This is a genomic window from Citrifermentans bremense, assembly GCF_014218275.1.
Classification (GTDB): domain Bacteria; phylum Desulfobacterota; class Desulfuromonadia; order Geobacterales; family Geobacteraceae; genus Geomonas; species Geomonas pelophila.
In genome coordinates this window covers 764,337-789,422 of record NZ_AP023213.1, presented here as the reverse complement: position 1 = coordinate 789,422, position 25,086 = coordinate 764,337, and the positions used below count along the sequence as shown (strand labels likewise).

The window sequence follows — 25,086 nt, the reverse complement described above, 5'->3', positions numbered from 1 at the left end:
CTCAATATTTCCGTGAAATAGAATTTAACAGGTCCTGCCGGGCGTCCCTCAGACCGCCACCATGGCGACGCGGTAGCAGCGCAGGCAGCGCTCCGCCTCGCGCACCGCCTGGCTGTTGGCGTAGCCGAGCTCCACTTCGCAGTAGTTCTTGTAGCTCGCCCGCTCCTTGCCGTGCACCTCTGCCTGGTGCTCGCGGGAGGCGCTGTCCAGCCACTGGACGTCCTCGTTTTTGTCGTAGACGCCGAAGTAGGTGAGGATGTCCTCCATCCGCTCCTGGTCGGTGAGTGAGACCCCCTTTCCTTCGAGGTAGCGGGCGATCACGTTGGCGGCGCGGTGGCCGCTTCCGATGCAGGCGACGACGGTGAGCGGGCCGATCTCGGCGTCCCCCCCGGCGAAGACGCCGTCGCAGTTGGTGATCAGCGTCCTGGAGAGGTCGTTCCCCATCCCGTCCTTCAAGGGCTTGCCGTCCGCCCCCGCCAGCGGGATGTGCTTGGTGACTATGGTGCTCCACTTGGTGGTGTCGATCCCCGCCTCGGCCGGGATGAAGGAGAGATCAGCATCCTGGCCGATGGCCGGGATGATGGTGTCACACTCGATGATGAACTCGGAGCCCGGTACCGGCTCGGGACGGCGGCGCCCGGAGGCGTCAGGCTCGCCCATGGCCATCCTGATCAGCTCGACCCCGGTGACCTCGTTCTTGTCGTTGGCGACCACGCGGGTCGGAAGCACCTGGAACTCGAAGCGCACCCCTTCCTCGTCCGCCCCGTCGACCTCCCAGACGTCCGCCGGCATCTCTTTCCTGGAGCGGCGGTAGACCAGGACCGATTCCTCGGCCCCTTCCCTGAGCGCCACCCTGACGCAGTCGATGGCCGTGTTGCCGCCGCCGACCACGAAGACCTTCTTCCCCATGCCGGTTGGAAGGCCCAGGTAGACGTTTCTCAGGAAATCGATGCCGCCGGTGAGGAAGCCCTTGTAACCCTTGTCCTCCCCCTCGACCCCCATCGGCTTCGAGCGGTGCGCGCCCGGGGCGAGGAAGACCGCGTCGAACTTCTTTCTCAGCTCGTCGAGGGTGATGTCCTTGCCGATCCTGGTGTTGTAGATGATCTCGACGCCGAGCGAAGAGATGATGTCGATGTCGCGCTGCAAGAGGTGGCGCGGCTGGCGGTAGGGGGGAATGCCGACCGCCACCATGCCGCCGCCGATAGGAAGCGCCTCGTAGATGGTTACCGGGTACCCTTCCAGCGCCAGGTAGTAGGCTGCGGCAAGGCCCGCAGGCCCGGCGCCCACGACGGCCACCTTCTTGGACTTCTTCGCCTTGGGGACCATGGGGGGGAGGTGGCCGTGCTGCCATTCGTAGTCGGAGGCGCTGCGCTTAAGCACCATGATGTTGATCGACTCGTCGACGTTCTTCCTGCGGCAGGCAGTCTCGCAGGGATGCGGGCAGACGCGCCCGCAGACGGACGGAAGCGGCATGGAGTCGCGGATGGTGGACAAAGAGTCGCCGAAGCGGTAATCCTTCACCGCCTCGATGTAGGCGGGGATGTCGATGTGGGCCGGGCACTTGTCCATGCAGGGCGCCGTGTACTTCTCGATGTAGCTGAACTCCTTGGAGAGGCTCTTGGCGCCGCGGATGTAGTTGACGAAGGCGTCGCGGAAGTGGGTGACGGCGTCGATCACCGGCACCGACGAGCTCGGGCAGAGGGTGCACTTGCAGTGCTTGAGCACCTCGCCCAGGTCGAGGATGGTGTCCAGGTCCTTCTCGCTGCCGCGCCCATCGACGACCGCCGCCAGGGCGTCCATCATGACCCGCGTCCCCTTCTTCCCGGGGGTGCACTTGCCGCAGACGTACTTGGTCTGCACCCGCTTCATGTACTCGGCGACCATGGCGGGGACGTCGACGTCCTTGTTGTACAGGATGATCCCGTCCCAGCCGATGAAGGCCGAAAGCGGACGCTCTCCGTCGTAGCTGACCGGGAGCTTGAAGCTGACCTCTTTGGCCTCGCCCCCCTTGCGGTTATCAACTATGTTTCTGCCCCAGCTGGAAAAAACAACCTCTGCCACTTAGGCCTCCGAAATAGCTGTTAGATTTCACCTTTTTAACGGCTAAATGTTTACATTTATTAAGCAAATCGTACGGGTCAGATTGTATACAGTATCCAGTTTTTACCACATCACTCCCCTCTAATCAAGCGAAAAATCGCTCGGATTATCGCCTGTGTAGCACGTATACGGCACCAGGGGGCGAGCCCCGCGCGCGGCCACTTTCCCCCCGCCGAATTTAATGGTTGTTTTTAACCTGATTCCGACCTAACATCCACCCACGCTAAGGCTTCGGCCGGAAGCGCCCCCCCTCTCCGGCAAAAAAACACCCTCCTGTTTGAGCAGAGATTAAACATTTCCCGCGCAATGCCGATAATATATTGCGACAGCGCGTATAAGAAAAACGCGAGCATGGGCGGAGGAGTTATGCAGAGCAACCATCTAGAAGGGACGGGTATCACACTCAAGTTGAACGCCGAGCAAAAAGCGCTCATCGCGTCGTTCGCACTCGTACCGAACAAGGGGAGCCTCACCGAGGAGCAACTGCGCGAAGCGCTGGTCCTGGAAGGGTACGGGGAACTCTTTGTCTCTCAGGAGGCGCTCGGGCAGTTCCTGAAGAAGTGGGAGGTGGCGCCCATGCCGTTCTCCCTGCAGATAGGCGAGCGGCGCGACGCCTCCTTCACCGTCAAGGTTTCCGATGACCTGATGCAGGCAACCATGACCATCAAGCCCGCCTACGGCGGCCGCCGGATCACGCTAGAGGAGGTGGAGGCGGAACTGGCTGCCCAAGGGGTGGTCTACGGCGTCCTCTACGACGAGATCAAGCACGCCTTGGAGGCCGGGGAGGCATCGAACCTCGTCGTCGCGGCGGGAACCCAACCTGTGCCGGGCGAGGACACCCAGTTCATCTCGCTGATACCCGAGTCGACCGTCCAGGCGCCGCAGCTCTCCGAAAACGACACAGCCGACTACCGCAACGTTGGGAACATCGTGAGCGTGAGCCTTGGGGATCCGCTTTTGCGCCGCACCCACCCCACCATGGGAATCCCGGGGATGGACCTGCACGGCACAGAGATCCCCACCACAGACGGGGTCGACTACCCCTTCGCCGAAAACCTCACCGGGATCGCCTGCGATCTCACCGACTGCGACCTGCTGATCGCCGCCATCTCCGGCCATCCCATGCTCGTCACGCGCGGGGTTATCGTCGATCCGGTTTACAAGGTGAAGCGGGTGGACCTATCCACCGGCAACCTCCATTTCAAGGGATCCCTCGAGATCGAAGGGGACGTGCTGGAAGGGATGGAGGTGAGCGCCACCCACGACATCACGGTCGGGGGGATCGTGGAAGCGGCGCGGATCAAGGCCGGAGGGAACATCGTCGTCAACGGCGGGGTGATCGGCCACGGCAAGGCGGCGCAGGGAAAGGTGGAAAACCTCAAGGATATGGCGCAGCTCGACGCTGAAGGGTCGGTCTGGGTGCAGTTCGCCGAGAACACCATCATCAACGCCGGCGGCGAGATCGTGGTCAAGGAACTGGCGATGCAGAGCGAGCTCACCTCCGGGACCAGCATCACGGTCGGCGAAAAAGGGGCGCGCAAGGGGCACATCATCGGCGGGATCTGCCGTGCCGTGTCGCTGGTGCATGCCCAGGTGATCGGCTCCCACGCGGGGGTCCCCACCGTCATCGAGGTCGGGGTCGACCCGGCGCTGAACAAAAAGCTCGAGATCGTGCAGGACGCGCTCGCCGAGAAGGGGCGCCTCATCGAGGAACTGGCGAAGACCCTAGCCTACGTGCGGGACAACCCCGGGAGCATGGAGCCGGGCCTTCTGGCCTTGAAGCAGCGGATCTACGTCAAGTACGAGGGCGACATAGCCGAACTGGTGAGCGAGGAGAAAAGGCTGCAAAAGAGGATGGAGATCAACGCCCAGGCAAAGGTGGTGGTGGAGCGCGACGTGTTCCTGGGCGCACAGATCAGGATCGGCTCGACGGCGCTGCAGATCGAGGAGGACCTGATGAACCCGACCTTCGCCCTGGGAGAAGAAGGGATAATCTACTCATGAAAATCGTTTCAACCAAACCGGGTACGTTTCCCGGTCCTGCGCCATGCGCGTCATAGGGCTCACCGGGGGGATAGCCTCGGGGAAAAGCAGCGTGGCCGCCATCTTCGAGCGGCTCGGCGCACAGGTGATCGACGCGGACCAGCTGGCCAGGGAGGTGGTGGAACCCGGAGAGAGCGCACTGGCTCAGATAGCGGAGAGCTTCGGGCGGGGGGTCTTGAACCCGGACGGGAGCCTGAACCGCGCGGCGCTGGGGGAGGTGGTATTCGCGGACCCGGCGAAAAGACGCCTTTTGGAGTCGATCACCCACCCCGCCATCAGGAAGCGTGCCGAGGAGAAGCTGGCGCGGCTGAAAAGGGCGGGGGTGAAGACCGCCTTCTACGTGGCGCCGCTTCTGATCGAGGCGGGAATCACCTCGCGGGTGCATGAGGTCTGGGTGGTCTACCTCGACCACGAGACACAGCTGGCCCGGCTCATGGCACGTGACGGGCTCTCGCGCGAAGGGGCGCTGGCGCGCATAGCGTCGCAGATGCCTATGGAGGAGAAAAGGCGGCTGGGAAGGGTCGTAATCGACAACCGGGGGAGCAGGGAGGAGCTGGAGGCTGAGGTGCTGAGGCTTTGGCGCGAGGAGATATTGGCCGCGGAGGGATCCCACTCCGACGAGCCCAAGAGCTAAAACAAGAAAAGGCCCCGCGGACGGGGCCTTTTTCTTTATTTGTGGTAACCGAGCTTCTGGGAGATCTCTTCGCCGGAGCGGATCACCAGCGGGATCAGCTCCTTCTCCAGGCGCTCGTCGGTGAAGCGCATCGAGGGGCCGGAGATGCTCACCGCGCCGATGATCCTGCGGGTGTAGTCGCGGATCGGGGCGCCGACGCATTTCACCCCCACATCCATCTCCTCGTCGTCTATGGCGTACCCCTGCTCAGCGATCACCTTGAGGTGCTTCTTCAGCTCCTCGCGGTCGGTGACCGTCTTCGGGGTGTAGCGCTTCATCTCCTTGGTCGGGAGGTAGTTCTCCAGCTCCTCGTCGGTCATGTAGGCGATCTGGACCTTGCCGGCCGCAGTGCAGTAGGCGGGGAGGCGGGCGCCGACCCTGGGGACAACCCTCACGGTCAGGTCGGTCTCCACCACGTCAAGATAGACGATGTGGAACTCCTTGAGGATCGCGACGTAGGTGGTCTCGTTGCACTCCTTCACCAGCGCTTCGAGCACCGGGCGGGACTGCCTCAAAAGACCCATCTGCTTGATGAAGGTCTGGCCCAGCTCCAGGGTCTTCAGCCCCAGCCGGTAGTTCTCGGTAACCTTGTTCTGCTCGATGTAGTTTCTCGACTCAAGGGTGGCGAGAAGCCTGAAAACGTTGTTTTTATGGAGCTTGAGCCTCTTGCTCAACTCAGTCACGCCAAGCTCGTCCACCTCGTCGTGAAACTGCTCCAGCAGGTCGAGCGCGTGCGAAACGGCCTGGATGATATACTCGGATTTCTCTTTTTTCGCCATTGGCTGCACCTATTCTGTTGTGGAAAAATTTCAAACAGTATTAACTAGGCCATTTAACAAAAGGTGTCAAGAAAATAAATAGCTTGATAATCGGTTTTAATGTGATTAAACTCGCGCTAGCCGTTACACCACCAGCCCCCCCTCCCCAGCCGCCGTCAAAACAGTGCAGGCCGCTGTCCCGGCGGGAGGAAACGGGGGAAAATCCGGACGCAGTGAAAATGTAGAATAATGTTCTAAATAAGTCAAGCAGCAAAAAAGCATGTAGCATTGCGATTTTATCCAGGACCAATACGACTGCGGCAGCTTCCCATATACGGAGAGCCCTGTGCGTCTCAACCTGATTTCCAAACTCGCCATCGCCACCAGCCTGGTGCTCCTGAGCACCATGGCCCTGTACGCCTATCTGAATTTCCGCAGCCTCCAGGGCCTGCTTTTGCAGGAGGCCATCTCCGAGGCGGACCGCATCAGCGAAACCATCCTCCGCGCCACGCACAACCAGATGCTCAGGGACGACCGCCCCCTGTTCTACAAGACCATCGAGGAGATGGGGAGCCAGCAGGGGGTCGAGCGGATCAGGCTGATCAACAAGACCGGCCGCATCATCTTTTCCACCGACGGGGCCGAAACCGGGACGCTGCTCCAAAAGGACGCGAAGGTCTGCTCCGTCTGCCACGGGGGGGCGCATCTCCTTCTCACCGCCTCATCCAAGCACAGGAGCCGGCGCTTTTTCAGGGCCGGCGGCGGCGAACTTCTGGGTATCACCAACGCCATTTACAACGAGGAGAGCTGCTACACGGCGAGCTGCCACTTCCACCCGGAGAGCTTCAAGGTGCTGGGGATCCTGGACGTGGTGGTCCCGCTGGACCGGATGTACTCCGTTTTGGACGCCTATCGCAACCGCAGCATCGCCCTCACCCTGCTGGTTCTCACGCTCACCGCCCTCTGCATCACCCTACTGACCCAGAAGCTGGTGAACCGGCCGGTGCGCGAGCTTTTGGAACACACCCAGATGCTCTCGCGCGGCGAGCTGGACGGCCTGGTGCACAGCTTCGCCAACGACGAGATGGGGGAGTTGGCCGAATCCTTCAACGCGATGACCCTGAACCTGAAGAGGGCACGAGAGGACCTGGAGGGATGGGGGCGGGACCTCGAGGAGATGGTTCAGCAAAGGACCTACGAGGTGACCCAGATGCAGGCGCAGCTGATCCGGAGCGAAAAGCTCGCCTCCCTGGGGGAGCTCGTTGCGGGGATCGCCCACGAGATCAACAACCCGCTCACCGGGATCCTGGTCTTCTCCTCGCTGATCCAGAGCAACCAGAAGCTGGACGAGACGCTCAAAAACGACATCGAGACGGTGATCCGCGAGACCAAGCGCTGCGCGGGGATCGTGAAGGGGCTCCTGGAATTTGCCCGCTGCTCCACGCCGCAAAAGGAGCTCCACTGCCTGAACGAGATTTCGGAGGCCGCCCTCACCCTGATCCAGCACCAGATACTGTTCCAGGACATAACCATCATCAGGGAGTACGACGAGGGGCTCCCCCTGCTTTTAATCGACGCGAACCAGATCGAGCAGGTGCTGGTCAACATGTTCGTCAACGCCGGCCACGCCATGCTGGGCGAGGGGGTGCTGCACATAGCCACCGGCGCGGACCCGGACCAGCGGCAGGCGTACATCGCCATTCACGACAACGGCTGCGGCATCCCGCAGGAAAACCTCACCAAGATCTTCGACCCCTTCTTCTCCACCAAGGCGAACAAGGGGACCGGCCTCGGACTCTCGGTCTCCTATGGCATAGTCCAGGAGCACGGCGGCCACATCGACGTCGTAAGCGAGGTCGGGGTGGGAACGTCGTTCACGGTGACGCTCCCTCTCCCTGAGCAAGCAGCTACTTCCCCAGCCCATACTTCCCGGCAAGCTTCGCTCGAGGAAAGCTCCTCCCCCCCCTGCGCCTGACCGCGTATACAGTGGAGGACACCCCCCTCTTCCCCACCCCGTGACAGCGCAACTGCGCGGAAGAAAACGATTGACAGCGGCAAGGCATATTGATAGTTTACGGCATTCGCCCCCTCGGCCTGCGGGCCCTGAGAAGGCCCCGGGGAGGGAGAACCGCCAACCGCAGCGCGCAACACCGGAGCAGCAGTGAACATCACCACCAACGGCGAAGCCGTATCCATCGATCCCCTTACCGTTCAAGAGTACCTCCTCTCCCTGGGCATCGACCCGCGCCGGGTCGCCGTCGAGCTGAACCTGGAGATCCTCCCCAAGGCACAGTACCCGACCACGCACCTCAAAGAGGGAGACACACTGGAGATCGTCCAGTTCGTGGGAGGGGGAAGCCTGCCGGCTTCCCTGCCCAAGGCAGGATAACGAGCGCCCGCCGCACCCGGCCCTGGGGGTCTCCCCGGAGCTTTCCGTACATACCAGATTGGAGAATCGAGATGACCCAGACAAACGACAAGCTCGTCATAGCAGGACGCGAATTCGACTCCCGCCTCATGGTCGGCACCGGAAAGTACGCCGACTTCCAGCAGATGGTGCGCGCCATCGAGGTCTCCGGGGCGCAGATCATCACCGTCGCTGTGAGAAGGGTCAACATCTCCGACCGCAGCAAGGAGTCGCTGCTCGACCACATCGACCTGAAGAAGTACACGCTGCTTCCCAACACCGCCGGCTGCTACACCGCCGAGGACGCCATCCGCACCTGCCGGCTGGCCCGCGAGGCGGGGCTTTCCGATTTCGTGAAGCTCGAGGTGCTCGGGGACGAGAAGACGCTCTACCCCAACAACGAGGAGCTCCTGAAGGCGGCCAAGGTGCTTCTGGCCGAAGGTTTCACCGTCCTCCCCTACACCAGCGACGACCCGATCATCTGCAAAAAGCTCGAGGACATGGGGTGCGCCGCCGTGATGCCTCTGGGGGCCCCGATCGGCAGCGGACTCGGCATCCGCAACCCCTACAACATCCAGATCATCCTGGAGACCGTCAAGGTACCGGTCATCGTGGACGCCGGCGTCGGGACCGCCTCCGACGCGGCCATCGCCATGGAGCTTGGCTGCGACGGGGTGCTCATGAACACCGCCATCGCCGGGGCGAAGGACCCGGTCGCCATGGCCGAGGCGATGAACTGCGCCGTGCGCGCGGGAAGACTCGCCTACCTCGCCGGACGCATCCCCAGGAAGCTCTACGCCAGCGCCTCGTCGCCACTGGCGGGGCTCATCGGGTGAAAGAGCTGGAATCCCCCTGGATAGACTTCAACCTCTACCTGATCACCGGGAGGGAGGAGACCAAGGGGCGCCCCCTCGAGCTGGTGGTCGAGGAAGCGCTCAAGGGGGGAGTGCGCGCAGTACAGTACCGCGACAAGGATGCCTCCAGCAAGGAGCTCTACGAGACGGCCCACGAACTGCGCCGCCTGACCTCGCGCTACGGCGCCAAACTCATCATCAACGACCGCGCCGACATAGCGCTCGCAGTCGAGGCGGACGGCGTCCACATAGGAAGCGCGAGCCTCCCCATCTACAAGGTGCGGCGCATCCTCGGGGAGCGCAAGCTGATCGGGGTCTCCTGCCACAACCAGGCGCAGGCCATCACCGCGCAGGAGATGGGGGCGGACTTCATCACCTTCGGCCCGGTCTACTACACCCCCTCCAAGGCCCCCTACGGCGACCCGGTGGGGACCGCGAAGCTCGCGGCCGTGGCCAGGACGCTGCAGATCCCGGTCTTCGCCCTCGGAGGGATCAAGCTGGAAAACTGCGTCGAGGCCGCAGGGTGCGGGGTGCGCGGCGTGGCGCTCATCTCGGCCGTCCTCTCGGCCCCCGACCCGCGCGAGGCGGCGAAGAGGCTCATCGCCCTTCTCCCTCCCCTGGAGCATGCCGAGTAAATGACCGATTCCCAGATCCATAGCGAACTCCGCATCAACTCCTACGGCTCCTACCTGAGAAGGCGCTTTTCCTGCCGTGTCTCCAAGGTGAACGTGGACGGCGGCTTCACCTGCCCCAACCGCGACGGCAGCCGCGGCACCGGCGGCTGCATCTACTGCGACAACAGCTCCTTCTCCCCCAAGGACACGCTGGCCGTCATCCCCATCGAGGAGCAGATGGCGGCGGGGATGGCCTACCACCGCGACCGGCTGGGGAGCCGGAAGTTCATCGTCTACTTCCAGAAGTTCACCAACACCTACGCCCCGGTGGAGAGGCTCTCCGAGCTGTACCGGCGCGCGCTTTCGCATCCGGACGTGGTGGGGATCTCGGTCGGGACCAGGCCCGACTCCATCGACGACGACGCCATAGATCTTTTGACCGAGCTGGCCCGCGACCGCTACGTCTGCGTCGAGCTGGGGCTTCAGTCCATCGACGACGCCATCCTCGCCGGGATCAACCGCGGCCACAGCTTCGCCGAGTACCTCGCCACGGTGGAGCGGCTCGCCGGCCGCGGCATGGACATCTGCACCCACCTGATCTACGGCTTCCCCGGCGAGAAGAGGAGCGGCTTCGTCAAGGGGGCGCGGCTCCTGTCGTCGCTCCCGGTGACCTCGGTGAAACTGCACCAGTTGCACGCGGTGGAAGGTACCAGGCTCGCCAGCATGTACCGCGACGGGAGCTACGTCCCCATCTCCCTTGCCGAGTACCTCGGGGGGGCCTGCGACTTCCTGGAGGAACTTTCCCCCAGGATCTCCATCCAGAGGCTCTACGGTTCCGCGCCCCTCTCCATCCGGGTCGCCCCCAACTGGAACCTGAAGAACAACCAGATGTGGTACGCCGTCGTGAACGAGCTGAAGAGGCGCGGCAGCTGGCAGGGTTGCCGGCTTGAGCGCGAGATGCGAGCGGCGAACGGCTAGCCAAAGCGAGGAGGACCATGAAGACGGCAAGGCTAAAGGGAGAGGCGAAGGAATACCGGATCGGCAAGATCCTCTGCATCGGGAGGAACTACGCCGACCACATCAAGGAGCTGGGCAACGAGACCCCGGAGCGCCCGGTGATCTTCATGAAACCTGCCTCCAGCGTCATCGGCGAGGGGGAGGAGATCGTCATCCCCCCCTACTCCAGCGACTGCCACCACGAGGCGGAGCTGGCGCTTCTGATCGGCACCGGCGGGAGCAATATCCCGGCCGCCGAGGCGCTCGGGCATCTGGCGGGTTACGGCGTCGCCATCGACCTCACCTTGAGGGACGTGCAGGCGGAGCAGAAGAAAAAGGGGCTTCCCTGGGAGATCGCCAAGGGTTTCGACACCGCCTGCCCCCTCTCCGACTTCGTCCCCAGGGACCAGGTGCCCGACCCGCAGGCGCTCAACATCACCTTGAGCGTCAACGGGGTCAAAAGGCAGGACGGCTCCACCGGGCTCATGATCCACCGCATCCCCGAACTTGTCTCCTACCTCTCCTCCATCTTCACCCTGGAGCCGGGGGACCTGGTGCTGACCGGCACCCCGGCCGGCGTAGGCCCCATCAAGAGCGGGGACCGGGTGGTTGCGGAGATCACCGGGGTGGGGAGACTTGAGGTGTCTGTAAAATAACAATTAAAGGAGAAAAAGAGGATGAAAAACGAACAGCAATGCCCCGACTGCCAGGGGCTCATGGTGCTGATACCCGGTTGAGGCGGCCTCTTCTGGCGGTGCCAGAAGTGCGGCAAGAAGGCCCCCCTGGATCCCAAATCCAAAGGATGCGGCTGCGGTGAATAAAAAAAAGGGGGGCTCTGAAGAGCCCCCCTTTTTCCGTTTTATCTGCCTCTATACGCGCCATCCGTCGCATCCGCGTGCGGCGCCCTTCACCTTGTCTCTAGGCCTGAAGCTCAAGCCACGATGCCTCTTCGCCGGGAGGAGCGCCGGCAGCAGCCTCGCTGGAAAGGACCTCCAGGAGCTTCTCCTCTGAGAGCGGGCGGTAGAAGTAGTACCCCTGGAACTCGTCGCAGCCGCGTCCTGCCAGGTACTCCGCCTGCTGCCTCGTCTCGACCCCTTCGGCTATCACATGGAGGTCCATCGCCTTCGCTATGCCGATGATCGCGTCGACTATGGCCCGGTCATCCGGGAGGTCGCAGAGTTTATTGATGAACCCCCGGTCGATCTTCAGGTGGTCGATGGGGAAGTTCTTCAGGTACTGCAGCGACGAGTAGCCGGTTCCGAAGTCATCGATGGCTAGCGAGACGTTCAGTCCCTTGAGGCGGAAGAGCTTTTTCACCGTATCCTCGACGTTGTGGATCAGGCAGGTCTCGGTGAGCTCCAGCTCGAGCCACGAGGGGTGGACCCCGCTTTGCTGCAGGGCCTCCTCCACCGTCTTCGAGAGGTCCCCCTGGGTGAACTGCTTCCCGGAGATGTTCACCGCCATCCGCACCGGCATGACCCCTGCGTCCTGCCACTGCCTGACCTTGGCGCAGGCGGTGCGGAGCACCCATTCGCCCAGGGGGAGGATAACGCCGGTTTCCTCGGCGAGCGGTATGAAGGAGTCGGGCATCACCCTCCCCTTTTCCGGATCGTTCCAGCGCAAAAGCGCCTCCACCGCGTTGATGCGCCCGGTTTTCCCGTCCAGTATGGGCTGGTACTCCAGGAAGAACTCCTCCCTATCCAGGGCGCGCCTGAGCCTGAACTCCAGCTGCATCCGCTCGTGCAGCCTCTCGTTCAGCTGCGCACTGTAGAAGCAGAAGTCGCCACTCCCCTTGCTCTTCGCGTTGTACATGGCGATGTCGGCGTTTTTCAGCAGGGTCTCCGGGACGTCGCCGTCATCGGGGAAAACGGAGATCCCCACGCTCGCCCCCACGTAAACCTCCCGGTCGCAGACCTCGTAGGCGGGAGTGATGCAGCCGATCAGGTTCTTGGCGATGCTGCTCGCGTTGTCGTCCTTCTCGAAGGTCGCCACCACCACGAACTCGTCCCCGCCAAGCCTCGCCAGCGTGTCCCTCTTTCGCACCGACTTCTGCAGGCGTTTTGCCACCTCGATCAGGATCTGGTCCCCCGCCTTGTGCCCCAGGGTGTCGTTGATCACCTTGAAGCCGTTCAGGTCCATGAACAGGGTCGCCACTTTCAACCCCTCCCGATGCGCCATCCCGATGGTCTGCTCCATGCGGTCCAAAAGCATGCTGCGGTTCAAGAGCCCCGTCAGGCTGTCGTAATAGGCGAGCCGCTCCAACTGCTCGGCGGTCCTCTTCTTCTCCGTGACGTCCTCGAGCAGCGTCGCCACCATGCCGTAACCCATGGGGAAGGCGGTGAGCGCGAAGATGCGCCCGGTGGTGTTTTGCTCAAGCTCCAGGGTCACCTCGCCCCGGGCCTGCAGCGCCGAAAAGATCAGCTCCGCGCTCTCCACGAAGAGCCCGTCCAAAAGCTCCGTGATCCAGCTGCCGATGTCGTCCCTGCGGAAGCCGAACACAGTGATGGCCGCGGGGTTCACGTCGGTAAGCACCAGATCGGCGGAGCCGTCCTCGCGCCTTGAGGCGCGGTAAAGCGCGAGCCCCTCGTTGAGCGACTCGTAGACCGCGCGGTACTTCTCCTCGCTCTGCTTCAGAACCTTGTACGCCTCGTCGAGGGCGCGCAGCGGCACGGTCCTCAGCCGGAAGAAGGCGTAGCCCCCCACCAGGGCGCCCCCCAGAAGGAAGAGCAGGGTCCTGAGCAGGATCGGGAAAAGGGAGCGGGAGACCTCGAGGAAGGCCACCTCGTGCCCGGCGTCGTGAACGGGGAAGGAGAGGGAAAAAACCGGACGCTGCAACGGCTCCCCGCTCTCCGCGATCACCTCGTGCTTCAGGTTGAAGAGCCTTCTTACTTCCTTCACGTCCGGCTTGGAGCGGCGCCCCAGCAGTTCCTTAAGGCGCAGCTCCTCGAACTCCCACATCCGTGGGTTCTCCACCACGAGGGCGCCGACGACGCGCGCGTTGATCTCCCCTTCGGCCTCGATGACGCCCCTCATATGCGAGAAGGACATGACGAAATAGATGGCTGGCGGGACCACCGTCAGCATCGCCGAAACGATTAAGGCGATGAACGTGGTCCTGCGCCTGATGTTTTGGCTCTCCTGGGTCATTTATTCCCGGCCGTCAGCAGTCCGTGCCTCGCTGCAATCGACTTTCCTTTCTTCGAATTGAGAAAACTTACGAATTTGTCCACCGCCGGCGCAGCCCCCTTCCTGGTCACCAGGTACAAGGGCTTCACGAAGGGGTACTTCCCTCTGGCCATGGCGGTAACGCTCCCCTGCCTGCCGTCCAGTTGCATGATCTTGATGCCGCCGGGCTGGGAGAGGGGAAGGGTGAGCGCCATGAAGGCAATGGTCCCCGGGGTCTTTTTCACCGACTCGAAGGCGTCGTTGTCGGTGATACCGAGCAGCATGTCCTTGCGCGCCTGAGCTGCGGTCACGGCAAGATCCATCTCCGGCGAAATGGCGCGCAGGATCTTGGTGTCGGAATCCTCGTTGGGCCGCAGCACCACGCGGACGTAGTCGCCGTTGGACCACTTGGGGATCTTCCCGGAGAACATGCCTGCCACCTCGTTCAGCGAAACGTTGCTTTCCTTGGTGCGCAGGTTGGTGACCACCACGAAGGGACTCTTTCCGTATTCGGACACTAACAGCCCCTCGGCGCTCTCCGCCGGCTTCAGCTGACGGCTTGTTATGGCGAGGTCCAGGGCGTTTTTGGCGACCGCCTTGATCGACGCCGAACTCCCGAGGCTTTTCTCCAGATGAACCCGGACCCCCCTGTTTTCTTTCTCGAAGGCCTCGATGATCGGCCCCATCAGGGCCACTCCTGCTCCGGTGCCGCTGACCCTGACGATCTCCTGGGCCGACGCTGCCCGCCCCCCCAAAAGCGACAGACAGAGCGCCAAAGCGATGGGGACAAACCGCTTCTCGAAAATGCTCATGCAACTTCCTCCGCAATTATCCTTTTATGAACAGGCGATAAACCGCCGCTCAACTTATCGGCCTTAAGGCCTCCGCGCTTGAGTTTTTTTGCTCATGAAAAGCCTCAAGGCCGACATTCATGAGCGGGCGAACTGCACGAAACTGCCCCCCTCCCCTACCTGGCGGCTGAGGTAAGCAACCCGTGCTTCTGCGCCAGAGCCCGCGCCTTCTTCGACTCGAGGAACTGCAGGAACGCCTTCACTCCAGGGGAGGGGTCCTTCCTGGTCACCAGGAAGATCCTTTTGGCGTAGCTGTACTTCCCGGCGGCGAGTTTGGGCAGGGTCGCCGGCACCCCGTTCAGGCGTGCGACGTTGACCGTGCCGGGCTCGGAGAGGGGCATGATGAGGGGGATGAAGGAGACGGTTCCTGCGGTCTTCTTGAGGTGTTCGAAGGTCTCCTGGTCGGTGATGCCCATCAGCATGTCCGGTCGCGCGTGCGCGGCGGTCACCGCCCGGTCCATCTCCGGGGAAAGCGAACGCAGCACCGTTGTGTCTATGTCGTCGTTCGGACGCAGAACCACGCGCACGAAGTCGCCGTTCCCCCATTTGCCCAGGGTCCCGGCGAACATGGCGGCGAGCTGTCCCGTCGTCACGTTGTCGAGCTTGGTGTCGCGGTGGGTGACGACCGCATAGGGAGTCCTGCCGTACTCGTACCAGGCCAGGGTGGGGAGCTTTTCTTGCGGCTTGAGGTCCCGCCCCGGGACGGCGATGTCCAGGGCGCCCTTGGCGATCGCCTTCAGCGAAGCTGCGGAGCCGACGCTTTTCTGAGCCTCGAAAGTCACGTCCGGGTGGCTCTTCTGGAAGGCAGCGATCAAGGGCTTCATCAGGGTCACGCCGCAACCGGTGCCGTTGATCCTGATGGTTTCGGCGGCCGAGGCTGACTGCCAAGACAAAAGGAGAAGGAGCAAGGCGGAAGCGACCCTGCGGGTGAGATGCGGGTGAGACATGATGCGCTCCTTTTTTGTTGGTTCACGGGATGCTTTTTATAGCAGGAAGTCCACCACGAGCCCCTTGATCCTGATGATCTGGGCGACGATGCGGATGTGGTCCTTTTGCTCCCGCATCACCAGGTGGTAGAGGAGGTCCGCCTCCTTGTCGATGACGGAAATAACCTCGTGGGCGCGCCCGGTCACCCCGCCGCTCAGAAGTTCGACCCGGTAAGCTTCGGCCGAGACCTTGCGGGCCATGGTGCCCAACAGTTCGCGGAAGGCCTTGAAGTTGGCGATGGTCGGCTCTTTCTCCAGGACCTCCCCCGCCTTTTCGATCTCCTCCTTCAGGCGCTGCAGCTCCCCTTCGTACTCGGTGCTGCTCTTGGCGATGGCGCTGAGCCGGCCGGCGAAGAGCTCGCCGGAGGAACCGGCAACCCCTTTGGCCGGCACCCCCTTCCCTTTCTTGGCGATGGAGCGTGATTCCGATTTTTCGTTGATGCGCATCAGGCGGCACTCCGCGCCCCCGGCGCCCGCGCCGGGAGGGAAATGAAAAGGGCCCCGGAGGTCCCGGGGCCCGAGGAAGGTAGACAGGGTGGCTAGTTCTTTACCACGTTGGCGGCCTGCGGCCCCTTGGCGCCCTGCACGACCTCGAAGGTGACCGAGTCCCCCTCGGTGAGCGACTTGAATCCGTCTCCCTGGATCGACGAGAAGTGCACGAACACGTCCACCCCGTTGTCCTGCTCGATGAAGCCGAATCCCTTAGCGTCGTTGAACCATTTCACCACACCGTTTGCCATTACTTTTTCTCCCCTTGCTGCTTCGTGTTATATGGGGCGGCGGGCTCGCGCCGGCCGCCCCTTTTGCGTCTTGGACGCATCTGCTGCCTGCCGTATTACACGTTTATGAAAAGCGTGTCAAGTTTGCCGGCTACAGGAGACGCCTTTGCCGGGTGCCGCCTGCCGGAGTCAGGCGGTCGCCGCGGGCTGCTGCAAGGCGTCACTCCCCTTTCCCGCGCAGCCGCATCCCTTGCCCGCGGAAGCGGCCTTGGCCTCGGCGTTCAGGGTCGCATGGGCGGCCGAGAGGCGCGCGATGGGGACCCTGAAGGGGGAGCAGGAGACGTAGTCGAGACCGACCGAGTCGCAGAAGATGACCGAGGCCGGGTCGCCGCCGTGCTCGCCGCAGATGCCGAGCTTGATCCCGGGACGGGTCTGGCGCCCCTTCTGGCACCCCATGCGCACCAGTTCGCCTACACCCTGCTGGTCCAGGGTCACGAACGGGTCGTCCTCGAGGAGGCCGTTCTCCACGTAGAAGGGGAGGAACTTGCCGGCGTCGTCGCGGGAAAGGCCGAAGGTGGTCTGGGTCAGGTCGTTGGTGCCGAAGGAGAAGAAGTCCGCCTCGGCTGCGATGGCGTCGGCGGTGATGGCTGCGCGCGGCAGCTCGATCATGGTACCGATCAGGTACTGCACCTTAACCGCGTAGCGCTTGATCACGTCCTCGCAGACGGTGACGGCGTTGGCGCGCATGACCGCGAGTTCCTTGGTGGTAGCCACCAGCGGGATCATGATCTCGGGGACGATCTCGAAGCCCTCTTCCTTCACCAGCTCGCAGGCGGCTTCCATGATCGCCTGGACCTGCATGTCGTAGATCTCCGGGAAGGTGATGCCGAGACGGCAGCCACGGTGCCCCAGCATCGGGTTGAACTCGTGCAGGAACTCCACCTTGTGCTTCAGGGTCTGCACCGACACCCCCATGGTGGCGGAGAGCGCCTCGATGTCCTTGTCCTCCTGGGGGAGGAACTCGTGCAGCGGCGGGTCGAGGAGGCGGATGGTGACCGGGAGCCCCTTCATCTCGCGGAAGAGCCCCTTGAAGTCTCCCTTCTGCATCGGGAGGATCTTGGCGAGCGCCTTCTTCCTTCCTTCGAGGTCCGCGGAGAGGATCATCTCGCGCACCGCGGCGATGCGGTCCGCTTCGAAGAACATGTGCTCGGTGCGGCAAAGGCCGATCCCCTCGGCGCCGAAGTCGCGGGCGGTCTTCGCGTCGTGCGGGGTGTCGGCGTTGGCGCGGACCTTCATCCTGCGGAACTTGTCGACCCAACCCATCAGGGTGCCGAAGTCGCCGCCGACCCCTGCAGCCACGGTCGCGACCGCCCCTTTCATCACCTCGCCGGTGGAGCCGTCCAGGGTGATCACTTCACCCTTCTTGATCACGCTGCCGTCCTTGGCCACGAACTGCGCCTGGGCGTAGTCGACCTTGATGTCGCCGCAGCCGGCGACGCAGCATTTGCCCATGCCGCGGGCGACGACCGCCGCGTGCGAGGTCATGCCGCCGCGGGCGGTGAGGATCCCCTGTGCGGCGTGCATGCCGTGGATGTCCTCGGGGGAGGTCTCGACGCGAACCAGGATCACCTTGTGCCCCAGCTTCGCCAGGGTCTCGGCCTCGTCGGCGGTGAAGACCACCTCGCCGGACGCGGCGCCGGGCGAGGCAGGGAGCCCCTTGGCGATCACCTTCTTCTCGGCGTTGGGGTCAAGGGAGGGGTGCAGCAGCTGGTCCAGCTGGCTGGGAGCCACGCGGAGCACCGCGGTCTTCTCGTCGATCAGCTTCTCGGCCACCATGTCGACCGCGATCTTGATGGCGGCTTTCGCCGTCCTCTTGCCGCTTCTGCACTGCAGCATGTAGAGGATCCCCTTCTCGATGGTGAACTCGATGTCCTGCATGTCCTGGTAGTGGCGCTCCAGGATGTCGCGGATCTCCGCCAGCTGCTTGTAGCAGTCGGGGAGCACCTCCTCCATGCTGGGGAGGTCGCCCGGCTTGTACTTGGCGCGGTTGATCGGCTGCGGGGTCCGGATGCCGGCCACGACGTCCTCGCCCTGGGCGTTCACCAGGTACTCGCCGTAGAAGTAGTCCTCTCCGGTCGAGGGGTCGCGGGTGAAGGCGACGCCGGTGGCGCAGTCGTTCCCCATGTTGCCGAAGACCATGGACTGGACGTTGACGGCGGTACCCCAGTCGGCGGGGATGCTGTTGAGCCTTCTGTAGGTGATGGCGCGCTGGTTCATCCAGGAGCCGAACACGGCGCCGATGGCACCCCAGAGCTGCTCTTTCGGATCCTCGGGGAACTCGACCCCGAGGGTCGCCTTGATCTTAGCCTTGAACTCGCCCACGAGCTCCTTCCAGTCGCTGGCCTTGAGGTCGGTGTCGAGGTGCACGCCGCGGGCGTCCTTCTTCTGCTCCAGAAGGTGCTCCATCTCGTCCTTGGGCATCCCCATCACCACGTCCGAGTACATCTGCACGAACCGGCGGTAGGCGTCGTAGGCGAAGCGCTCGTCGCCGGACTGCGCGATGATCCCCTGCACCGTGGTGTCGTTGAGACCCAGGTTCAGGATGGTGTCCATCATCCCCGGCATGGAGGCGCGGGCGCCGGAGCGGACCGAGACCAGGAGCGGGTTCTTGGCGTCGCCGAACTTCTTGCCCATGAGCGCCTCGACCTGGGCCAGGTTCTGCTCCACCTCTGCGGCCAGCGACGCCGGGTAGTTCCGGTCGTTCTTGTAGTACTCGGTGCAGACCTCGGTGCTGATGGTGAACCCGGCGGGGACCGGGAGGCCGATACTGGTCATCTCGGCCAGGTTAGCGCCCTTCCCCCCCAGGAGCTCCTTCATCTTGGCGTTGCCGTCCGCCTTGCCAGCGCCGAAAAAGTAGACGTACTTCGTTCCCATTGAAACCCTCCTTGGATGTTTTTAATAAGTTTGAAGCTTAGAGTATACACATTATTTTTTACAAAGGCAAACAGCCGCAGGCCTGTCTTTCCAGGCGCCTACGGCTGTTTACGTGAGCGTTATTGCTAGTCTTCTCTGCTGCGGATGTAGTCGTCATCTCTGCCTTCATCTGCTTCCGCTGCAGCTTCTTCATCAGGGCGACAACCTCGAGAAGTCCGCCAGGCGTCCGAAGAGCCTCGCTATCGCTGTGAGGAGCGCCAGGCGGTTCTGGCGCACCCGTTCGTCCTCGGCCATGACCATGACCTTTTCGAAGAAGAGGTCGACTGCCGGCTTCAAGGTGGCTATCTCGGTGAGCGCCGCGAGGTAATCGGCCTTTTCCAGCGCCCCTGCGACCTTGCCGGTCACCTGGTTCAGCGCCTGGAGCAGTTCCCCCTCGGCCGGTTCCTGGAAAAGCTCAGCCGAGACCGGGGCGTCCACCCCGTCCTTGACGATGTTGCAGACCCTCTTGAAGGCGACGGCCAGCGGGCCGAAGTCGTCGCGGTTCCTGAACCCGGCGAGCGCCTCGATCTTCGCGGCAGCCTCGACCAGGTCGTCGAAGGAGACCGACACCACCGCCTCGACCGCATCGGCGGGGAAGCGGTCCGCCATCAGGTTCACGAAGCGCCCGCGGAAGAAGTCGAGGACGTCCTTTTGCACCTCGGCAAGCGGCCGGGTCGCCTTGGCGGAGAGGAGATCGAGCGACGCCTTGACGAAGTCGGAGAGCGGCTCGCGGTACCCCTTGTCCAGGATGATGTTGATGATCCCCAGAGCCGAGCGCCTGAGGGCGTACGGGTCGGCGGAACCGGTGGGGATGAGCCCCACGGAGAAACAGCCGCAGATGGTGTCCATCTTGTCGGCGAGCGAAACGAAGGCGCCGATGTCGGAGGCGGGAAGCTCGCCGCCTGCCTGGGTCGGGAGGTAGTGCTCGGCGATGGCGTTGGCCACGGCCGGCTCCTCGCCGTCGTGAAGCGCATATTCGCGTCCCATGATCCCCTGCACCTCGGGGAATTCACCCACCATGCCGGAGACGAGGTCAGCCTTGCAAAGCGTCGCCGCGCGCTCGACCTGGCTCGTCACGGCCGGGTTCAGCCGCTGGGCCAGGCGCTTTCCGAGTTCCCGGAAGCGCTCCATCTTTTCGTAGGAGGTGCCGAGCTTCGCCTGGTACACCACGCTCTTAAGGGACTCGACACGGGACTCAAGCCTCACCTTGTGGTCCTCGTCGAAGAAGAAGCGGGCGTCGGAGAGGCGGGCGCGGAGCACCCTCTCGTTCCCCTTGACCACCACCTGCGGGTCCTCGGTGATGGTGTTGTTGATGGTGATGAAGCCGGGGAGGAGTTTCCCCTCATCGTCCACCAGCGAGAAGTAGCGCTGGTGCTCGCGCATCGAGGTGATCAGCACCTCGCGCGGCACCACCAGGAAGTCGGGGGAGAAGGTGCCGTGCACAGCGCTCGGGTACTCGACCAGGTAGCTCACCTGCTCCAGGAGCGCCTCGTCGGCAAGGACGTTCCCCTTGGCCTGCTTGGCCACCCGGTCGATCTCGGCGCGGATGATCTCCTTGCGCTTGTTGGGATCGGGGATGACGAAATGGCGCTCGCACTCCTCTAGGTAGTGGGCCAGGTCGCGCACCGGGAAGGAGGTGTTGGCCATGAAGCGGTGGCCGCGAGAGGCGCTGCCGCTTTCGATGTTGCCGAAGGAGAAGGGGACCACCTTGCCGTCGAAGAGCGCCACGATCCAGTGGATGGGGCGGGCGAAGCGGACGTCGAAGTCGGCCCAGCGCATCGACTTCTTGAACGGGATGTTCCCGATCAGGCGCGGCAGGATTTCGGGGAGGAGCTCGGCAGTCTCGCGGCCGATCTCGCTTTTCACGGCGGCGAGATACTCGCCTTTCTCGGTGGTCACGAGCTTCAGCTGCGAGACCTCGATCCCCTGGCCGCGGGCGAAGCCCTGCGCTGCCTTGGTGGGGTTGCCGTCGGCGTCGTAGGCGTGGCTTTTGGCCGGTCCCATCGCGGTCAGCTCCGCGTCGGGCTGCCTCTCGGCGACCCCCTTAACGGCCAGCACCAGGCGGCGCGGGGTGCCGAGCGTCACGATCTCGCCGTACTCAATGCGCGCGCTGTCGAATTCTTTCTTGATCAAGAGCTCCAGGTCGGCCATCGCCTTGGGGACGAAACCGGCCGGGATCTCCTCGCATCCTATCTCCAGAAACAGATCCTTAGCCATTAGCGCCCTCCTTTCAGAAGCGGGAAACCGAGCCGCTCGCGCATCTGCAGGTAACCCTCGGCGCAGAGCCTTGCCACGTTTCTAACCTTCCCGATGTAGGAGGCGCGCTCGGTAACCGAGATGGCGCCGCGGGCGTCCAAAAGGTTGAAGGTGTGGGAGCATTTCATCACGTAGTCGTAGGCGGGAAGGACCAGCCCCTTCTCCACCAGCCGCACGCACTCCTTCTCGTACATCTTGAAGAGCTGCAAGAGCATGTCGACGTCCGCCTCTTCGAAGTTGTAGGTGGAGAACTCCACCTCGCTTTCGTGGTGGATGTCGCCGTACTTGACCCCCTTGACCCACTCCAGATCGTAGACGTTGTCCACGCCCTGCAGGTACATGGCGATCCTCTCGCAGCCGTAGGTGATTTCGGCGGAGACCGGCTTCAGGTCGATGCCGCCTGCCTGCTGGAAGTAGGTGAACTGGGTGATCTCCATTCCGTCCAGCCAGACCTCCCAGCCAAGCCCCCAGGCGCCGAGCGTCGGGCTCTCCCAGTCGTCCTCGACGAAGCGGATGTCGTGCTTGCCCGGGTCGATGCCGAAGGCGCGCAGGCTGTCCAGGTAGAGGTCGAGGATGTTCATGGGCGAAGGCTTCATGATCACCTGGAACTGGTAGTAGTGCTGCAGCCGGTTCGGGTTCTCGCCGTAGCGCCCGTCGGTCGGGCGGCGTGAAGGCTCCACGTAAGCCACCTTCCACGGCTCGGGACCGAGCACGCGCAGGAAGGTCGCCGGGTTGAAGGTGCCGGCCCCTTTTTCCGTATCATATGGTTGCTGGATCACGCATCCCTGCCCTGCCCAGTACCCCTGCAGGGAAAGAATCAGCTCCTGAAATGTCAACACGCCGCCTCCGATGAACTCGTTATTTCAGTCTCTGCGCCATGGCAAAAAAAGTTTACTGTATCCAAACAGTTAGGCTCGCCAGATTACAATACCTGGGAAGGGGCTGTCAAGGAATATCGCCCGTCATTCCGGCAAAAACCACGCCTTTCCCCCCCGCCCAAAAGCAAAACGGGTGAAAACCTCGCTTATTCTTCCGGTTTACCCGAACAGGCGTTCACGGTACACTGAGGTGGGGGAAAATTCAAATGAGCCAGCAACCCGAAATCATCATCATAGGCTCGGGCTCCACCGCCTTCGCCGCGGCCCTCAGGGCGCAGGAGAGGGGTGCGGCCTCCATCATGATCGAGAGGAGCGCCCTGGGGGGGACCTGCATCAACTGGGGGTGCATCCCCAGCAAGACCCTGATCCATGCGGCCCTTTTCCGGCACGAGGCGAAGCTTGGCGAGCGGCTCGGGCTCGGAGCCCTGAGCCAGGCGCTCGACTTCCCGCTTCTGGACTCCCACAAGCTGGACGTAGTGCAAAGGCTCAGGGAAACCAAGTACCTGGACGTGCTCAACAATGTCCCCGGCCTCACCCTCATAAAGGGGATGGCCTCATTCACCGCCCCCGACGCGGTCCGGGTCGGCGAGAGGAAGTTCTCCGGGAGCCGGTTCCTCATCGCCGCCGGCGGTATCCCCCGCGTCCCCCCCATAGCCGGCCTGGACGAGACCCCCTTCTTGACCAGCAAGAGCGCGCTCATGCTGAAGAAGCTCCCCGCCTCGCTCACCATCATCGGCGGCGGCGTCATCGCCCTGGAACTCGGGCAGATGTTCCTAAGGCTCGGGGTCGAGGTGACCGTCCTGGAGCACGGCTTAAGGGTGCTCCCCGCGGTCGAGGCCGAGCCAGCACTGGCGCTGCAGGACGTGCTTGTCTCCGAAGGGATGCGCCTGGTCCTCAACGCCTCGGTGCTGAACGTCTGCCGGCACCGAGACGGGGTGAGGGTCGAGGCGCTGGTCGGGGGGGAGAAAAAGTGCCTTGAGTCGCAGCAGTTACTGCTGGCGGTCGGCACCGCTCCCGCAACCGAGGGACTAGGGCTCGAACAGGCCGGGGTCCAGGTGGACCAGCGGGGTTTCATCGTGGTGGACGAGCAGATGCGCACCTCCGCCCCCGGTATCTGGGCCGCGGGCGACGTCACCGGCCGCATGCAGATCGCAACAGTCGGCGCCCGCGAGGGGATCGCCGCCGTCGACAACATGCTGGAGACCGGCTGCAGTTGCGCCCTCGACTACCAGGCCCTCCCCATGGCCATCTTCACCGACCCCGAGGTCGGCATCGTCGGCCACTCCGAAGAGGGTGCGCGTCAGGCAGGGTTCCAGGTCGAAAGCCACACCATCCCCGCCTCCGCCATAGCCAAGGCCCACGTCACCGGTGCGCTCGCCGGCGCCGTGAAGATCGTGGCCGAGGCGGGAACCGGGAGGATTCTCGGGGTGCACCTTTGCCTGCACCGCGGGGCCGACATCATCAACGAGGCCGCCCTCGCGATCCGCTGCCGCATGACCGTCGCCGAACTTGCCGACACCCTGCACGTCTACCCCTCCATGGGTGAAGGTTTGCGCCTTTGCGCCCAGGCCTTCACCAGGAACCTGGACCAGCTCTCCTGCTGCGCCGAATAGCCCCACCCCCCTCCCCGCCCCAGGTTTCCCATTAGATTGAAATTGACAATAAATTCATGAAAGATTACCATGCTTCAAAATCGGCCGCGGCTAACGGACTTACCCGTCAGCCGCGGCCGCATCAGCGTCGCGCAGGCGGGGGCACGAACATGGCGGCAGAGATACTCTTCGTGGACGACAACAGGCTGGTACTCCAGGTGCTCGGCGACCTGCTCAGGTCGCACGGCATCGAGGTGCTCACCGCAAGCTGCGCGGAAGAAGCACTGGAGCTCTTCAAAAGGCATGAGATAGCGGTGGTGGTCTCGGACAACCAGATGCCGGGGATGTCGGGGCTCGAGTTCCTGCGCGAGCTCAGGAACGTTTCGCCGGACACGGTGAAGGTGCTCATCTCCTCCTATGTCGACCTCCCCACGGCGCTTGCCGCCATCAACAGCTCCGAGGTCTACCGTTACCTGCTGAAACCGTGGAAGGACGAGGAGATCGTCGAGGTGGTGCAGGAAGGTTTGCGCCGCTACCGCACCATCCACGACATACGGCGCGAGGACGAGGCGGTGCTCCGCTCCCTGGCGCAGACCATAGAGCTCAAGGACCCGAGCACCAAGGGGCACTGCGACCGGGTCGCCGTCTACGCGCTGCTGATAGCGGAATCCATGGGGATAGCCAAGGAGATGCAGCGGCAGATCAAGTACGGCAGCTGGCTGCACGACTGCGGCAAGATCGGGGTTTCGGAGTTCATACTGAACGGACCGGGCAGCTTGAGCGAGGACGAGTTCGAGACCATGAAGATGCACACCGACTGGGGCGTCGACGTGGCGGAGAAGGCCGACCTCTCCGAGGTGGCGCGCAACATCATCCACTACCATCACGAGAAGTACGACGGCAGTGGCTATCCTTCGGGGCTCAGGGGGGAGGAGATACCGATCGAGGCGCGCATCGTCTCGGTGGCCGACGTCTACGACGCGCTCACCATGGACCGCTCCTACCGCAAGGGGTACCCCTGCGAGAAAGCACGGGAAATGGTGCGCGAGATGGCGGGCACGGCGCTCGATCCGGCCGTGGTCGAGATGTTCCTGGCGGTGGTCCCGGACGGGCCGCTGCCGTCAACAGACGAGCTGCGGGAGTGCGACGCGCTCCCGGCAAGGGGGAAGAAGGCCCTGGGCCTGTTGTTTCCAGCCGCGAGCTGCTGACTGTCGCCGCGGT

General features: G+C 63.3%; 20 protein-coding genes. 10 read left to right on the top strand and 10 right to left on the bottom strand.

Going from position 1 to position 25,086, the window contains the following annotated elements; translation table 11 throughout:
- Nucleotides 1-48 precede the first annotated feature (48 nt).
- Complete coding sequence (locus GEOBRER4_RS03380; RefSeq protein ID WP_185244228.1) at nucleotides 49-2,061, bottom strand: FAD-dependent oxidoreductase; 2,013 nt, start codon at nucleotides 2,059-2,061, stop codon at nucleotides 49-51.
- A 405-nt stretch (nucleotides 2,062-2,466) separates the two neighbouring features.
- Between GEOBRER4_RS03380 and GEOBRER4_RS03375 the strand changes: the two genes are divergently transcribed.
- Both GEOBRER4_RS03375 and coaE read left to right on the top strand, forming a co-directional pair.
- Nucleotides 2,467-4,104 (top strand): DUF342 domain-containing protein, encoded by a 1,638-nt coding sequence (locus GEOBRER4_RS03375; protein WP_185244227.1) that lies wholly within the window; start codon nucleotides 2,467-2,469, stop codon nucleotides 4,102-4,104.
- A 43-nt stretch (nucleotides 4,105-4,147) separates the two neighbouring features.
- Complete coding sequence (gene coaE / locus GEOBRER4_RS03370; protein ID WP_185244226.1) at nucleotides 4,148-4,777, top strand: dephospho-CoA kinase; 630 nt, start codon at nucleotides 4,148-4,150, stop codon at nucleotides 4,775-4,777.
- 35 nt (nucleotides 4,778-4,812) lie between these two features.
- Here the strand turns inward: coaE and GEOBRER4_RS03365 are convergent, their stop codons facing one another.
- Nucleotides 4,813-5,595, bottom strand: coding sequence for an IclR family transcriptional regulator (locus tag GEOBRER4_RS03365; protein ID WP_085813870.1), 783 nt, complete (start codon nucleotides 5,593-5,595; stop codon nucleotides 4,813-4,815).
- A gap of 325 nt (nucleotides 5,596-5,920) precedes the next feature.
- Between GEOBRER4_RS03365 and GEOBRER4_RS03360 the strand changes: the two genes are divergently transcribed.
- The 6 genes from GEOBRER4_RS03360 to GEOBRER4_RS03335 all read left to right on the top strand — a co-directional run bounded on the left by GEOBRER4_RS03360 (nucleotide 5,921) and on the right by GEOBRER4_RS03335 (nucleotide 11,101).
- The gene (locus GEOBRER4_RS03360) at nucleotides 5,921-7,549 is read left to right on the top strand and encodes a sensor histidine kinase (protein ID WP_185244225.1); all 1,629 of its coding nucleotides are present in this window, start codon (nucleotides 5,921-5,923) and stop codon (nucleotides 7,547-7,549) included.
- Nucleotides 7,550-7,735: 186 nt separating this feature from the next.
- A complete protein-coding gene (thiS, locus tag GEOBRER4_RS03355; RefSeq protein ID WP_085813872.1) occupies nucleotides 7,736-7,963 on the top strand; it encodes a sulfur carrier protein ThiS in 228 nt (75 codons plus the stop codon).
- 71 nt (nucleotides 7,964-8,034) lie between these two features.
- Nucleotides 8,035-8,817, top strand: coding sequence for a thiazole synthase (locus GEOBRER4_RS03350; protein WP_085813873.1), 783 nt, complete (start codon nucleotides 8,035-8,037; stop codon nucleotides 8,815-8,817).
- Nucleotides 8,814-9,470, top strand: a complete 657-nt coding sequence (gene thiE, locus GEOBRER4_RS03345) for a thiamine phosphate synthase (protein WP_185244224.1) — start codon at nucleotides 8,814-8,816, stop codon at nucleotides 9,468-9,470. The genes GEOBRER4_RS03350 and thiE overlap by 4 nt, the downstream gene beginning before the upstream one ends.
- Entirely contained in the window at nucleotides 9,471-10,427 is a 957-nt protein-coding gene (locus GEOBRER4_RS03340) for a TIGR01212 family radical SAM protein (RefSeq protein ID WP_085813875.1), read from the top strand.
- Between the two features lie 17 nt (nucleotides 10,428-10,444).
- Entirely contained in the window at nucleotides 10,445-11,101 is a 657-nt protein-coding gene (locus GEOBRER4_RS03335; protein WP_085813876.1) for a fumarylacetoacetate hydrolase family protein, read from the top strand.
- 262 nt (nucleotides 11,102-11,363) lie between these two features.
- Here the strand turns inward: GEOBRER4_RS03335 and GEOBRER4_RS20260 are convergent, their stop codons facing one another.
- The 8 genes from GEOBRER4_RS20260 to glyQ all read right to left on the bottom strand — a co-directional run bounded on the left by GEOBRER4_RS20260 (nucleotide 11,364) and on the right by glyQ (nucleotide 22,231).
- On the bottom strand, nucleotides 11,364-13,592 hold the full coding sequence (locus tag GEOBRER4_RS20260; protein WP_185244223.1) for a putative bifunctional diguanylate cyclase/phosphodiesterase: 2,229 nt from the start codon (nucleotides 13,590-13,592) through the stop codon (nucleotides 11,364-11,366).
- Nucleotides 13,589-14,422: a PstS family phosphate ABC transporter substrate-binding protein gene (locus GEOBRER4_RS03325; RefSeq protein ID WP_185244222.1), complete on the bottom strand. Its 834-nt coding sequence runs from the start codon at nucleotides 14,420-14,422 to the stop codon at nucleotides 13,589-13,591. Before GEOBRER4_RS03325 ends, GEOBRER4_RS20260 begins: the two co-directional genes overlap by 4 nt.
- A 155-nt stretch (nucleotides 14,423-14,577) precedes the next feature.
- Nucleotides 14,578-15,408, bottom strand: a complete 831-nt coding sequence (locus GEOBRER4_RS03320) for a PstS family phosphate ABC transporter substrate-binding protein (RefSeq protein ID WP_185244221.1) — start codon at nucleotides 15,406-15,408, stop codon at nucleotides 14,578-14,580.
- Nucleotides 15,409-15,444: 36 nt separating this feature from the next.
- Complete coding sequence (locus GEOBRER4_RS03315) at nucleotides 15,445-15,894, bottom strand: YaaR family protein (protein ID WP_185244220.1); 450 nt, start codon at nucleotides 15,892-15,894, stop codon at nucleotides 15,445-15,447.
- A 92-nt stretch (nucleotides 15,895-15,986) separates the two neighbouring features.
- Nucleotides 15,987-16,187 (bottom strand): cold-shock protein, encoded by a 201-nt coding sequence (locus GEOBRER4_RS03310; protein WP_085813881.1) that lies wholly within the window; start codon nucleotides 16,185-16,187, stop codon nucleotides 15,987-15,989.
- 168 nt (nucleotides 16,188-16,355) lie between these two features.
- Nucleotides 16,356-19,100 (bottom strand): pyruvate, phosphate dikinase, encoded by a 2,745-nt coding sequence (ppdK, locus tag GEOBRER4_RS03305; RefSeq protein ID WP_185244219.1) that lies wholly within the window; start codon nucleotides 19,098-19,100, stop codon nucleotides 16,356-16,358.
- A 192-nt stretch (nucleotides 19,101-19,292) separates the two neighbouring features.
- Nucleotides 19,293-21,356 (bottom strand): glycine--tRNA ligase subunit beta, encoded by a 2,064-nt coding sequence (glyS, locus tag GEOBRER4_RS03300; RefSeq protein WP_185244218.1) that lies wholly within the window; start codon nucleotides 21,354-21,356, stop codon nucleotides 19,293-19,295.
- Nucleotides 21,356-22,231 (bottom strand): glycine--tRNA ligase subunit alpha, encoded by an 876-nt coding sequence (gene glyQ, locus GEOBRER4_RS03295; protein ID WP_143424339.1) that lies wholly within the window; start codon nucleotides 22,229-22,231, stop codon nucleotides 21,356-21,358. The genes glyS and glyQ overlap by 1 nt, the downstream gene beginning before the upstream one ends.
- A gap of 248 nt (nucleotides 22,232-22,479) precedes the next feature.
- On the opposite strand from glyQ, the gene merA reads away from it, so the two are divergent.
- Nucleotides 22,480-23,886 (top strand): mercury(II) reductase, encoded by a 1,407-nt coding sequence (gene merA / locus GEOBRER4_RS03290; RefSeq protein WP_185244217.1) that lies wholly within the window; start codon nucleotides 22,480-22,482, stop codon nucleotides 23,884-23,886.
- Between the two features lie 149 nt (nucleotides 23,887-24,035).
- Nucleotides 24,036-25,073 (top strand): HD-GYP domain-containing protein, encoded by a 1,038-nt coding sequence (locus GEOBRER4_RS03285; RefSeq protein ID WP_185244216.1) that lies wholly within the window; start codon nucleotides 24,036-24,038, stop codon nucleotides 25,071-25,073.
- Nucleotides 25,074-25,086 lie beyond the last annotated feature (13 nt).